11 protein-coding genes are annotated in these 12,650 nt (G+C 62.1%); all 11 read left to right on the forward strand.

Translation table 11 applies throughout. The features are described 5' to 3' along the window. Window positions 1–49: 49 nt before the first annotated feature. Complete coding sequence (locus ACTU46_RS14385; protein ID WP_443383010.1) at window positions 50–1,309, forward strand: porin PorA family protein; 1,260 nt, start codon at window positions 50–52, stop codon at window positions 1,307–1,309. Then, complete coding sequence (locus ACTU46_RS14390; RefSeq protein ID WP_443383013.1) at window positions 1,310–2,875, forward strand: hypothetical protein; 1,566 nt, start codon at window positions 1,310–1,312, stop codon at window positions 2,873–2,875. It begins immediately after the preceding gene. A gap of 35 nt (window positions 2,876–2,910) precedes the next feature. Further along, on the forward strand, window positions 2,911–3,525 hold the full coding sequence (locus ACTU46_RS14395) for a type IV toxin-antitoxin system AbiEi family antitoxin domain-containing protein (protein WP_443383015.1): 615 nt from the start codon (window positions 2,911–2,913) through the stop codon (window positions 3,523–3,525). Beyond that, complete coding sequence (locus ACTU46_RS14400; protein WP_443383018.1) at window positions 3,522–4,352, forward strand: nucleotidyl transferase AbiEii/AbiGii toxin family protein; 831 nt, start codon at window positions 3,522–3,524, stop codon at window positions 4,350–4,352. Before ACTU46_RS14395 ends, ACTU46_RS14400 begins: the two co-directional genes overlap by 4 nt. A gap of 58 nt (window positions 4,353–4,410) precedes the next feature. Next, window positions 4,411–4,896 (forward strand): ImmA/IrrE family metallo-endopeptidase, encoded by a 486-nt coding sequence (locus tag ACTU46_RS14405; RefSeq protein ID WP_443383021.1) that lies wholly within the window; start codon window positions 4,411–4,413, stop codon window positions 4,894–4,896. A 148-nt stretch (window positions 4,897–5,044) separates the two neighbouring features. Further along, on the forward strand, window positions 5,045–5,935 hold the full coding sequence (locus ACTU46_RS14410; protein ID WP_443383024.1) for an amidohydrolase family protein: 891 nt from the start codon (window positions 5,045–5,047) through the stop codon (window positions 5,933–5,935). 9 nt (window positions 5,936–5,944) lie between these two features. Continuing rightward, window positions 5,945–6,745 (forward strand): IclR family transcriptional regulator, encoded by an 801-nt coding sequence (locus ACTU46_RS14415; RefSeq protein WP_443383027.1) that lies wholly within the window; start codon window positions 5,945–5,947, stop codon window positions 6,743–6,745. A gap of 231 nt (window positions 6,746–6,976) precedes the next feature. Next, window positions 6,977–8,338, forward strand: coding sequence for an MFS transporter (locus ACTU46_RS14420; RefSeq protein WP_443383030.1), 1,362 nt, complete (start codon window positions 6,977–6,979; stop codon window positions 8,336–8,338). 66 nt (window positions 8,339–8,404) lie between these two features. Further along, window positions 8,405–10,450: an acetoacetate--CoA ligase gene (locus tag ACTU46_RS14425; RefSeq protein WP_443383033.1), complete on the forward strand. Its 2,046-nt coding sequence runs from the start codon at window positions 8,405–8,407 to the stop codon at window positions 10,448–10,450. Between the two features lie 223 nt (window positions 10,451–10,673). After that, window positions 10,674–11,435, forward strand: coding sequence for an SDR family oxidoreductase (locus ACTU46_RS14430; RefSeq protein ID WP_443383036.1), 762 nt, complete (start codon window positions 10,674–10,676; stop codon window positions 11,433–11,435). A 145-nt stretch (window positions 11,436–11,580) separates the two neighbouring features. Further along, entirely contained in the window at window positions 11,581–12,600 is a 1,020-nt protein-coding gene (locus ACTU46_RS14435) for a PQQ-dependent sugar dehydrogenase (RefSeq protein WP_443383039.1), read from the forward strand. The last annotated feature ends 50 nt before the right edge of the window (window positions 12,601–12,650 follow it).

A 12,650-nucleotide genomic window follows, 5' to 3' on the forward strand; every position in this document is an offset into this window, starting at 1 on the left:
GCCTTCCTTGCCTGGTGTCGTTGGGGAAAGCCTACTTCAAGGAGAGCCGTTGGCAGCCAGTAGTTCCGGCCAGTCGCGTTATCGCCGCTGGCTGAGGCACAACCGGATCTTCGTCATGCTCGGGGCCGTGATTGTGGTGCTGATTCTGGTGGCGGGCATCCTGCCGCAGTTCATCATCACCTCCCTCAAACAGCTTCCTGATGAGGCTCATTTCGAGTTCGCCACCGAACCTTCCCGGTCGCTGGCGCTGGATGCCCGCTCCTATCAGGAGCAGACGGTGCCCGCGGTGAATCGCTCCCGGGAAGAGTGTGCCGGGGAGGCGCCGGCTTTCGCCTGCTTCCTGGTGGAACAGGATGCCCAGCTGACCCGGACCACCACCTCGGAGCCGACGGATAACCGCAAGGAGATCCTGATTGAATCCTCGACCTCCCTCGCCGTGGGGGACCAGCGCCTGATCGATATCGAAGATCGTGTGCGGCTGACCCGCAACTCCGCCTTCCCGGTGCCGGAGCCGGCGTCCGCCCTGCAGATTTCAGTTCCCCCGGCCGGGCTGAATATAGATACTGGGGGTTTCAGCCGCACCGGGCTGCAGTACTTCTTCCCTTTCAACACCGAACGCGTCTCCTATGACTTCTTCGACCCACTGGCGCAGGTCCCGGCACCCCTGGACTTTGTGAACCGCGTCGAGCACGAGGGCATGCGCTCCTTCCACTTCCATCAGGATCTGGCGGCGGTGGATCTGATGTCGTCCATGGCGCACGCCTACACCCAGCCGCAGGGGATCTCCGATGTTCCCGAGCTCAACCCGCTGCTGCGTCCCGATGAAATGAGCAAGGAAGAACGCCAGGCGATCGCCTCGCTGCGGGTCGGTGGGCCGGCCGGTAATTTCTACGATGCTGCCGAGCTCGGGGCGCGTGGTTTCTCCGCGGAGGAGCGGGTCTCCCTCAGCCCCTTCTATTCCGTCAACCGCGATATCTGGGTGGAACCCAGCTCCGGGGTGAGTATCGACCACCAGGAAGAGGTCTACCTCTACCTCGCCGCGGATGCTTCCGAAGCGCAGGAGATGGCCGATGCCTGGCAGGAAGAGGGCACACCGAATCCGAACCGCACCCTGCTCGCCACCAGTCTCGCCTGGGACGAGAAGACCCAGACCGATGCCCAGACCGAAGCGCAGACCAATAAGAGCGTGCTCAAGTTGCTCGAAGTGACCTCCCTGGCTGCGAACACCATCATCGTCATCCTGGTGACCATCGGCTTGCTGATCTTCCTCCGCCGCCGATTCCGTGCCTCCCAGGAGCTGGAAGCCTAAATGAACCCCGGGCTGCGTCGCGTGCTGGTGGTGACATGGGGCACGCTGTTGCTCGGTCTGCTGCTCTATCCGATTTTTGCTCCCGGCCAGCTGGCGCTGCGCGATATGCTCGTGCTCAATCATCCGGCGCTTTCGTTGAGCGCCCTGGGTTTCGGTGATTTACCTGCCCGGAATGCCCCCCAGGATGGGCTACTAGCCCTGGTCGGGTTGGTGGTGCCAGCTTCCTGGTTCGCCCGCGTACTGATCATCCTCGGTGGTGTACTCGGCCTGATCGGGGCCAGCTGGCTGGCGCGTTACCTGCGAGCCGGGTTCTTCGGCCAGGTGGCGGCAGTGACGGTGGTGCTGTGGAACCCCTTCGTGGTGGAGCGGTTCCTGCAAGGTCACTGGTCCCTGGTGATCGCCGCCTGGACCTTGCCCTTGATCGCGGTCGCCGGCTTCAGCCGCCGGCCGGTGGTCCAATGGCTGGCCATGTGGCTGGCCTCGCTGACCCCCACCGGAGCATTGTTGGCGCTGGCGGTGGGCGTTGCCACTGCGCGGCAGCGCTTGATTACCTTGGCGGTCGGCCTGGCACTCTGTCTGCCCTGGGTGGTGCCGGGAGTGCTGGCCGGCTCGACCAGCACGGCCGCTGGTGCGGCAGCCTTCGCACCGCGGGCTGAAGAGGGTGTGGGCACGCTCGGTTCCCTGCTCGGTCTGGGCGGGATCTGGAATGCCGATGCCGTCCCACCCTCCCGTGAAGCCGGCTTCGCGATGCTCGGGGTGGGGCTGTTCATCGCGCTGCTTTTTGGGATTCGACGCTGCCCGCCGGTGCTGCTCTGGCTCGGGCTACTCGGCCTGGGTGGGGCGGTATTTACCTGGTTGCTGCCGGGGACCACCGCCTGGCTGGTGGGGAATGTCCCCGGCGCGGGTCTGCTCCGGGATTCCCAGAAACTTGTCATTCTGGCCCTGCCCGCCTACGCCGCCCTGGCCGCCAGCTTCCGCGGGGTGCCGGCGGTGGCCGTCCTCCTGCTGGCGCTGGCGCAGGTGCCCACCGCTCCACACGACCTGCGCCACCTCTCCCCCCTCGTCGTGGAGGTGGATGAGGAACTGGTCGAATTCGCCGCGGGGCGCGATGTGCTGATGATAGGTGGTACCGCCCTGACCGAAGTTGACGGACGCGTAATACTCAACCCCTACTCCAAGGCACTCTCACTCGTGGAATCCGGACAACTGCTTGTCGACGGCGAGACCATCGACCCTCCCACCCCACGCTGGGTGGCCGCCCGGGAAGCGTGGGCCCAAGACGATCTGGCGGCGTTGGCGGAGCTGGGCGTCGGGGTAGTGGTCGATGGTGATCAGGTGGTGGAGACTGGGGCTCCGGCACAGCGCGGACCCGAATTTATCCTGGGCATGGTGCTGCTGGTGGCCTGGATGGCGGCGCCGTTGGGGTTCTTGTTATTCGGGTCCCGGATGAAGCGGTTGAGGTTGGGGCGGGTCCGGGGTGGGCGGGGTTTCCGGCGGGGTGGTGGGCAAGGTGGGTCCTGGCAAGGTGGGGCGGGTAAGCCGAGGTCGAGGAAGACGTCGGATTAACAGGCGGACACTTACTTCTGCGCTGGGGTTGCCAAATGAAGCTGCAGGCCATACCTAACCCCAATAACGATCTGGCACAACAGTACCGAAATTGGTACTGTTGTGCCATGAGGGAAAAGAGGCGAACTTACCGTACGATTGCACGCGAAATCGCATCTGAAAACGACGGGTACATTACTACCGCGCTAGCCAAAAAAGCCGGAGTTCCTACCATCGAACTCCGTAAAATTACTGCCCGAGGAGGTCTGGAAAACGTAGCCTACGGCCTCTACCGGGACCCCCTCTATCCAGCGTCCGAACATGACCAGCTCAAACGATCCCTCCTACAAGTAGGTGACGGCGCTTACTTGAGAGGGGAAACCGTTTTAGCGCTCCTCGGCCTAGCCGATGTCAACCCGACACGCATTCACGTAGCAACCCCACGGCGTGTGCGCTCCAAGCTTCCGCAAGTCATCGAGATGGAAGACCAGCTCCCAGGAAAGTCGACCGTCTTGTATGAGGGCCTGGAGTCTCAACCGGTAGAGGAAGCATTGCGCGAAGTAGCTCCCTCCCTCATGCACGAACGGCTCATCACCGCCATCAACAATGCTCGCGACGAAGGCCTCTTGACCCGCAGCAAGCATGCAAACCTGCTCAAGGAATTTTCATGACAACCTACCAAGGGCTGCCGACCAATCTCGCCTCATTACACACCCGAATTAGAAACCTGGAAGCAGACGAGCAAGCAGCCAATCGAAGACAGATCGCGATGGCTTTAGTCGTTATCAGCCAGATGCTTCCAGCAGGAGTGGTCAAGGGCGGCAGTGCCATGGCCTTGAGATATGGACTCAACACACGATTCACCCAAGACATCGATGCTGCTCGCAGAAAATCACTGGAAGATTTCGAGGACGACTTTGAAGAAGCCCTTCAGGAGGGCTGGCAGGGATTTACCGGAAGACTGAAAAGACTGAACGCCCCCAGCCCCGAAGGGATCCCCACGCCCTATGTCATGCAGCCCTATAAGGTTTCGCTCGACTTTAAGGGAAAGAGTTGGAAATCTGTCACCTTCGAACTCGGCCACAATGAAATCGGGGATGTAGATTATCCGGATAGCCGCATGCCTGAGGACATTTCCAAGCTCTTTCTCGACCTGGGATTCCAAGCTCCAGCCCCCGCCTCCGTCATGGCGATCGATCACCAGATTGCACAAAAACTTCACGCGTGCTCTGCTGCAGAAAGCGATCGGGCTCATGATCTGGTCGACCTGCAACTCATGATCAAAAACGAGCAGGTTGATTACCTCAAGATCGCCGCAACATGTCGGAAACTGTTCATTTATCGGCAAGACCACTCGTGGCCACCTCACATCGAGGGCAAAGAAGAATGGGATGTCATTTATGAAAGGGCGAGGGAAAATGTAGATGGGTTACTCCCCCTCGAAGAGGCCATCGCGTGGGTGAACAGGCTCATTTCTAGAATTGATTCGTATAAGTAGCGACAGGTGCAGGGGTATTCCACGGCTGCCCAGATCCCAATTAGGTGACTGTTCTGCCTTGCCAACGGATCTCAAGCGGCACACCATCGCCCACAAACTCGGGCGCATCATCCTCCACTCCGGTAGCTATATTTCCGATGCCCTCGAGGATGAGTCAGACCGCTTCGCCGCCGAATTCCTCATGCTGGAGTCCGCCATCTCGCCCTATCTGGTCAATCTCGATTTCCCTGCATTAAAGGCCCTCAAGCTGGAATGGAGAGTCTCAATGCAAGCTTGTTTCGAGCGTGCCTTCGCGCTGGGCAAAGTAACCCCAGAGCAGCGCGCCAAGTTCTATAAGGCGCTCAACCGCCGTGGCTGGAAAGTACTCGAACCTGATTCTGAGCGGCTCCCCCGGGAGTCTCCTGCCATGATGTCCGCGATTCAATCCGAACTCGAAGAAGCGGGCTTTAGCCCGGCAGATTTTCCCCGCCTGACGGGGGTCGATCTCACCCATCCTGACAGCCTCTTCGACATCCCGGCGGCCGGCCTGCAGGCGGTGACATAGCCGGCCCGGTCGGTGGGCGCGGCGTCGATAAACGCTCCCCGCCTACCCCGGCAACTGCCCGCACTGTTTCAGGAAAATACCTGGCGGGCGACCTTGATCACCTAGACTCGCTCAGAGTTACCGACATCTCACTGAAAGAGCAATCACCATGCGTTATGAGTCCGCCATCGATTTCGCCGCCATCGAGGCAATCGACATGCACGTTCACCTGGAAACGGATTCCTGTGGGCATCACGCCATGCCCCAGGAGTACATCGATGCCTCCGCCGCCTATTTCAAGGGCGGCGAGCGGATTCCCTCGGCGGATTCCATCGCCGAGCGTTACCGCGGCCTGAACATGGCGGCGGTGATGTTCACTATCGACGCCCGCACCCAGCTGGGCCACCTGCCCAACTCCATCGATGATCTGGTGGCCGCCGCGCAAAAGCATAACGACGTCCTGATCCCCTTCGGCAGCGTCGATCCGCGGACCGGTGAGGACGCGATCACGGAGGCAGTCCGTCAGGTTGAGGAACTCGGTGTCTGGGGCATGAAGTTCCACCCCTCGGTGCAGGGATTCGACCCCTCCGATCCGCAGTACCTGCCGCTGTGGCGCAAGGTCGCCGAGCTCGGGGTGCCGGCACTGTTCCACACCGGCCAGAACGGCATGGGCGCGGGCATGCCCGGTGGTGGTGGCATCAAGCTGCGCTATTCCAACCCGCTGCTGCTCGATGACATCGCCGCCGAGGTCCCCGACCTGACCATCATCATGGCGCACCCTTCAGTGCCCTGGCAGGATGAGGCGAACTCGATCGCGATCCACAAGCCGAATGTCTTCATCGACCTCTCCGGCTGGCGCCCGAAATACTTCCCGGAGTCCCTGGTGCGTTTCGCCTCGAATATGCTGGCAGACAAGCTGCTCTTCGCCACTGATTTCCCGCTGCTGAGCCCGGAGAAGTGGTTGGCTGATTTCGCCGAGCTGCCGATCAAGGATGAGGTGCGTCCGCGGATCTTCAAGGACAACGCCCTCCGCGCACTCGGCGTGAATCTGGGGAACTAGAGCCTCATCATGTCCACTGGCGATGAGGTGCGGGCCGGGGAGCCACCGGCCCCGGTGGAATCGGTCGACCGGGCACTCCGGCTGCTGATCTACCTACGCGACCATGACTCCATCTCCGTGAAAGAGGCCGCCGAGTACCTCGGGATCGCAGCTTCAACCGCCCACCGCCTGCTGTCCACCCTGACTGGCCGGGGCTTTGCCGTGCAGGATTTCTCGCGGCGCTATCGGATGGGGGTGGTGCTGTCGAGCACCACCCCGGATGAGCTGAGCGAAGCCACGCTCCGGGACCTCGCCTACCCTTCCCTGGTGAAACTTCAGGAGCAGGTGGGGGAAACCGTGCAGGTCATGATGCTGCGCGGTGGCAATATCCGCTTCATTGAGGGCGTGGAGCCGAATAGTATTCTGCGCATCGTCAGGCGGGTCAACGATGAGATGCCGGCCTTCGTCTCGGCGGGGGGAAAGGCTATTCTGGGGCGGCTGTCCAACCAGGAGGTGGAGGATATCTACCGCCGGGGACTGACCGAGTGGCCCACCCGCCGTATCCACACCATGAAGATGCTCAAGCGGATGCTGACCCAGGTGCGCCGGGACGGCTATGGCATCAGTGTGGAGGAGACCGAGCAGGGAGTCGTCGGACTCGGGGTCGCCATCATCGGCCCGGATGCCCGACCTGCTGCGGCGATCACCATCGCCATCCCCAGCGCCCGCTTCCAACGGGAGCGGGTCTCGGAGTATGTGGCCGCCCTGGACGCTGCCGCCGAAGAGATTCAAGGAAACCTCTACGGACCATTCCCTGTCACATATTCCTGATTAAGGAATGCGCAACCGGACCTCATAAAACCGCAGGTGATCTGCCTAATGGGCAGATTAAGCGAAGGGAAGACACACCCACTTGGGTGTGAACGTCGGTGATTCATTCCTGTAGAAGGAATTTCACACCCCAAATAATGACATTGTGACCCCAGACTCAATATGCTTCCGATCACACAGTCAAGACAGGGCGGCTAAAGATCACATGCCGCCTTCAACGGAAGGCTTTCCATGACAGTCACCATGCACACCCCGGTCCGGGGGCCGGAGCAGGTCCTCGCAGAGGTCCGCAAGGGCCGGATGTCCAAGTTCCAGGTCATCGCGGTCACCATCGCCCTCCTACTCGTGATCCTCGACGGCTTCGAGGTGGGCATCATGGCCTTCGCCGCCCCGCAGATCCAGGAGCAGCTGGCAATCAGCCCCGAGATCCTCGGCTACGTGCTCAGCGCCAGTCTCTTCGGCATGGCGATCGGCTCGATCTTCCTCACTCCTCTGGCCGACCGCATGGGACGCCGCCCGCTTACCCTGGCCATGCTGGTGCTCATCGTGGTCGGCATGGCGCTGACCCTCACCGCCCCTTCCGCCGGAATGCTGATTCTCTGGCGGGTGGTCACCGGCCTCGGCATCGGCGGCATGATGGCCAACCTCAACGCCCTGGTGGCGGAGTACTCCTCCGACGCCCGACGCACCACGGCCATCGCTATCTACGCGGCCGGCTACCCCATCGGTGCCACGATCGCCGGTTTCCTCGCCCGCCCGCTGATCCCAGAGTTCGGCTGGCACTCCATGTTCATCGCCGGCACCATCCTGGCTGCCGCTGGCCTGATCCTCGCCTGGGCCCTGCTGCCCGAATCCCTCGACTATCTCTTCGCACGTCGGCCCGCGAATGCGCTGAACCGGGTCAATCGAATCCTGGGCAGGATGCACCTTGCTCCGCTGAACGAACTGCCAGACCTTGAGCCCGCCGCGAATGATGCCCCGGAGGGTAAGGGTGGTATCCGCGAGGTCATCGCACTGCCCAACCTGCGTTTCACCCTCGCCCTCTGGGTTGGTTATGGCCTGCTCGTGGCCTCCTACTACTTCGCCAACACCTGGATCCCCACCATCCTGACCAATGTCAGTGGTGATGCCCAGCTGGGTATCACCATGGGTATCGGCGCCAACCTCGGCGGCGTGCTGGGTTGCTTCGTCTTCGCCGCCCTGGCCATCCGCTTCAGTGGCCGCCACCTGCTCTTCCTGACGCTCTTCGCCGCTGCTGGCGCCTACCTGCTCTTCGGCCTGATCTTCAGTATCGTCCCGCTCGCGATCGCTGTCGGCTTCGTGCTCGGTGTGCTCACCACGGGCGCCATCGCCGGTTTCTACGCCGTGGCCCCCACCCTTTACTCGGTCCGGGCCCGCGCCACCGGTATCGGCTGGATGATCGGCCTGGGCCGCCTGGTCTCAGTCGCCGCCCCGATCATCGTCGGCTACGTCCTGGCCACCGGCATCGCCCCCGAAAAGGTCTTCATCGCCTTCGCGGTCCCGCTGGTCATCGCCGGTCTCGCCGCGCTGAGCCTGCTGATGGGCCGGCAGAGCACTGCCCTAGCGGACTAGTAACCCCGTCTCCTGGCACCCGCCACGTATTCGTCCGTCCCGCAGATCATTTCCGGAGGAAACCTCATGTCCACTGCCATTATCTCCCCGCTGAGTACTCCCACCAGCACCATCACCTGGTCCCCGACCGAGGAGCAGGTGCGCAACAGCCGGATGGGCCAGTTCGCGCAGTGGTCCGAGCAGCGCTTTGAGCGCCGCCTCCCGGACTACCGCGCACTGTGGAACTGGTCAGTGGCCGAAACCACCGAGTTCTGGCGGGGAATCCAAGAATACTTCGAGGTCATCGGTGAAGGATTCCCGGACAGCCCGGTGCTCGCCGCAGAAGAAATGCCCTTTGCCACCTGGTTCCCCGGGGTCCGCCTCAACTTCGCGGAGAATGTACTGCGCCATACCGCTGATCCCGCGATAAGGGACAGCCCCGCCATTATCCAGGTGGAGGAGGACGGCAGTCAGTCCCCGCTCAGCTGGGCAGAGCTGGAATCCAAGGTCGCAGCCATGGCACATACCTTCAGGGAACTGGGCGTGGTCCCCGGCGACCGGATTGCGGCAGTCCTGCCGAATATCCCGGAGGCCGTGATCGGTCTGCTGGCGGCAGCTTCGCTGGGTGCGGTGTGGACGATCAACTCACCGGATCTTTCCGCCGAGGCCAGCGTGCGTCGGATCCACCAGCTTGAGCCTAAGATCCTGGTCGCCTGCGATGGCTATGTTTTCGGGGGCAAGAAGATCGAGCGCCGCGAGCATACCGCTGAAGTGGAGGCGAATCTGCCCTCGATAACAGCCACCATCCTGGTGCGCACCCTCGAGCCGAGCCGTCCGGCCGGGGACATGGCCGGAGCGGAACATCAGGGCTGCCAACGGGTGGCCTTTGACGCGGCCGTCGATAAGCAGGTGGAGCTCAATTTTGAGCGGGTGGCCTTCGACGCACCGCTGTGGATCCTGTTCTCCTCCGGCACCACCGGCGAGCCGAAGGGCATCGTCCACGGGCACGGCGGCATGATCCTGGACAGCCTCAAGGGGATTGCCCTGCATCAGGACATGGGGCCGGGAGACGTCTACTATGTCGCCGCGAACACCTCCTGGATGGTGTGGAACACCCTGGTCCAGAACCTGCTGGCCGGTGCCAGCATCGTCACCTACGCCGGCTCGCCCAAGGTGACCGGCAAAGACCACCACTTCCAGATTCTCTCCGACCTGAAAGTCACCCAGTTCGCCACCGGCGCGGCCTACCTGACCATGGTGGAAAAATCCGGCCTCGACCCCCGACGCGGCCGCGATTTCTCCGCCCTGCGCGGGATCCTGTCCACCGGTTCCCCACTGCCCCCCAGCACCTGGCAATGGGTCCATGAAGCAGTCAAACAGGACGTCCACCTGGGTTCCGATTCCGGCGGCACCGATATCTGTGGCGGCTTCCTCGGCTCCAACCCGATGGAACCGGTACACCTGGGATACCTGCAGGGCCCGCTGCTCGGCGTCGCCGCCGAAGCCCACGACGAGGACGGGGAGCCCCTGATCAATGAAGTCGGGGCCATGGCCGTGACCCGACCGCTGCCCTCGATGCCCCTGTTCCTCTGGGGGGATGAGTCCGGCGAGCGCTACCGCTCCTCCTACTTCACCGCGAAGCCCGGAGTATGGATGCACGGCGACTGGATCACCCGCACTGCCGATGGCCAATACACCGTCCACGGCCGCGCGGATGCCACCCTCAACCGCCAAGGCGTACGCATCGGCCCCTCCGATATCTACGATGCCTTAGTCGATATCGAAGAAATCGCTGACTGCCTGGTCCTCGGTGTTGAGCAGGAAGGCGGCAACTACTGGATGCCGCTATTCGTGGTCCCCGCCGAAGGCGCCGTAATTGATGATGCCCTGCGCGAGCGAATCAACCGCACCCTGCGCAGCCGCGCCAGCGCCCGCCACGTCCCCGACGAGATCATCGAGGCACCAGAAATTCCGGTGACCCACAGCATGAAGCGACTTGAAGTGCCGCTGAAAAAGCTCTTCAGTCCATTGTCCGGTGGCAAGCCCATCAACCGCGATTCGGTGAAGAACCTCGAGGCGCTGGACTGGTTCCAGGACTTCGCGGCCGCCCGTCGGCGGGATCGGGCGGCTTAGGGTGAGGTTGTTTGAGTTTGTTTGAGTTTGTTTGAGCGCTCGGATTTTTCAGCGGATTCATCTTCAACTCTCGGCAGATGCTCGAAGGTGGATCCTCAGGTTGATGGCCTGATACCTTAGCTCTCTCAGCCCAAGCTCTCTCAACCCAGGGAAACCACCAAACACCGCCGTATTCTCCCCTCTCCATCTTGTCCCCGTCCCGATCAAGAAAGAACAGAAATCCATGACGCAACGAGTTCTCATCACCGCTGGAGCCAGCGGAATCGGCTGGGCCATCACCGAGGCCTTTCTGGCACAGGGCAGCCAGGTCCACATCTTTGATGTTGATCAAACAGCCGTGGACGCCGTTCTGGGTACCAGGGAGAATCTCAGCGGCAGCGTCGGCGATGTCACCTCTGCAGCAGACGTGGCTCAGCTGGTTCAGACCCTGGAAAACCAATGGGATGGACTCGATGTGCTGGTGAGCAATGCTGGAATCGCCGGTCCCACCGCACCAGTGGAGGACTATGATCCCGACGCCTGGAAAGCAGTGGTCGAGGTCAACCTCAACGGCTCTTTCAATGTGGTCCACCAGGTTGTCCCGCTGCTGAAAAAGGACCACGGTGGTTCCATCCTGGTCATGTCCTCGTTGGCTGGCCGCTTTGGGTATCCGAACCGCATCGCCTACTCCACCACCAAATGGGGACTAATCGGTTTCACCAAGACGTTGTCCCTGGAACTTGGGTCCCATGGAATCACGGTCAACTCACTTCACCCCGGAGCAGTGCAGGGTGAACGTCTGAACCGGGTATTCGAGGGTCGGGCTGAGCTTTCCGGACGAAGCGTCGAGGAAGAGATTGCCGCTGGGTTGCAGAATCAGGCGATCAAATCTTTCACGGACCCAGCTGATATCGCAGCTTTGGCGGTGTTCCTCAGCGGCCCGCACGCCCGGACGATCTCCGGCCAGCAGTTCCCGATCGATGGCGATTCCAAGGCCGCCCAGTAACCTGCGGTTTTATCAGCGCCCTGAGTGGGGAAGAACTAGCATGAGGGAAGGATTCCGCCACGACGGGAGACGCTGTGCCTGACGGCAGAGTTTGCTTCGAAGCAACCCGGGTTGATGGCTCCCCCACGACGATTGGCTTGGCATCATGAGTGCACTGTCCTTCCTCTGCGCGCTGGGTTCAGCGGCCTTATTATCCTCCTGCTCCGCGGCTCCCCCGACCCCGACCACGGGTGAGGCGCTCGCCCACAATCTCGATGCCCCCTGGTCCGTGGCCTTTCATGGAGATACGGCACTGATCAGCGAGCGCGATAACGCCCGGATTCTTGAGCTTGATCGCACCGGGGAAAGCCGCGAGGTCGGTGTCATCGCTGATGCCTCACCCCGGGGCGAGGGCGGTTTGCTGGGCATCGCCACCCAGGGGGATTACCTCTTCACCTATTACACCGCCGAAACAGACAACCGTATCGACCGCTACCTCCTGGAAGGTGAGCCCGGATCACTCCGACTCGGTGCAGCTGAGACCATCTTGTCCGGCATCCCCGCAGCCAGCACCCACAACGGCGGGCGGCTCGCCTTCGGCCCCGATAGCATGCTCTACGCCACCACCGGTGATGCCGGGGACACCGCCAATTCCCAGAATCTGGATTCCCTGGCTGGGAAGATCCTGCGGATGACCCCTGAGGGCGAGGTGCCGGCGGACAACCCCATCGATGATTCGCTGGTCTACAGCTACGGCCACCGCAATCCGCAAGGGATCGCCTGGGATGATGTCGGGACGATGTATGCCAGTGAGTTCGGCCAGAACACCTGGGATGAGTTGAACCTGATCGAGGCCGGCGGTAACTACGGTTGGCCCCAAGTCGAGGGCATCGCCGGGGAAAGTGGCTTCATCGATCCGCTTCAGCAGTGGAGTCCCGCCGATGCCAGTCCCAGCGGCATGACCATCGCCGATGGCGCCATCTACATCGCGAATCTGCGCGGCCAGAACCTCCGCGAGATCCCGCTGGATGACCTGGGGACCTCCACCGTGCACTACCGCGGTGAGTTCGGTCGGCTCCGTGATGTCACGCTGTCTCCGGAAGGCGATCTCTGGGTACTCAGCAATAACACCGACGGCCGGGGCAATCCCGCAGCCGAGGATGACCGGTTGTGGAAGCTCGGCTGATGGGTGCCTGCTGGGCGTGATGAAGGGTAGGTCTCGAGGATCCGCCCAAT

This window comes from Corynebacterium sp. A21 (assembly GCF_052266655.1).
Classification (GTDB): Bacteria; Actinomycetota; Actinomycetes; order Mycobacteriales; family Mycobacteriaceae; genus Corynebacterium.

Coding starts and splice junctions, on each gene's coding strand:
- ACTU46_RS14390 (WP_443383013.1), top strand. CDS start 1,310: ATGAACCCCGGGCTGCGTCGCGTGCTGGTGGTGACATGGGGCACGCTG.
- ACTU46_RS14400 (WP_443383018.1), top strand. CDS start 3,522: ATGACAACCTACCAAGGGCTGCCGACCAATCTCGCCTCATTACACACC.
- ACTU46_RS14410 (WP_443383024.1), top strand. CDS start 5,045: ATGCGTTATGAGTCCGCCATCGATTTCGCCGCCATCGAGGCAATCGAC.
- ACTU46_RS14430 (WP_443383036.1), top strand. CDS start 10,674: ATGACGCAACGAGTTCTCATCACCGCTGGAGCCAGCGGAATCGGCTGG.
- ACTU46_RS14420 (WP_443383030.1), top strand. CDS start 6,977: ATGACAGTCACCATGCACACCCCGGTCCGGGGGCCGGAGCAGGTCCTC.
- ACTU46_RS14435 (WP_443383039.1), top strand. CDS start 11,581: ATGAGTGCACTGTCCTTCCTCTGCGCGCTGGGTTCAGCGGCCTTATTA.
- ACTU46_RS14415 (WP_443383027.1), top strand. CDS start 5,945: ATGTCCACTGGCGATGAGGTGCGGGCCGGGGAGCCACCGGCCCCGGTG.
- ACTU46_RS14395 (WP_443383015.1), top strand. CDS start 2,911: ATGAAGCTGCAGGCCATACCTAACCCCAATAACGATCTGGCACAACAG.
- ACTU46_RS14425 (WP_443383033.1), top strand. CDS start 8,405: ATGTCCACTGCCATTATCTCCCCGCTGAGTACTCCCACCAGCACCATC.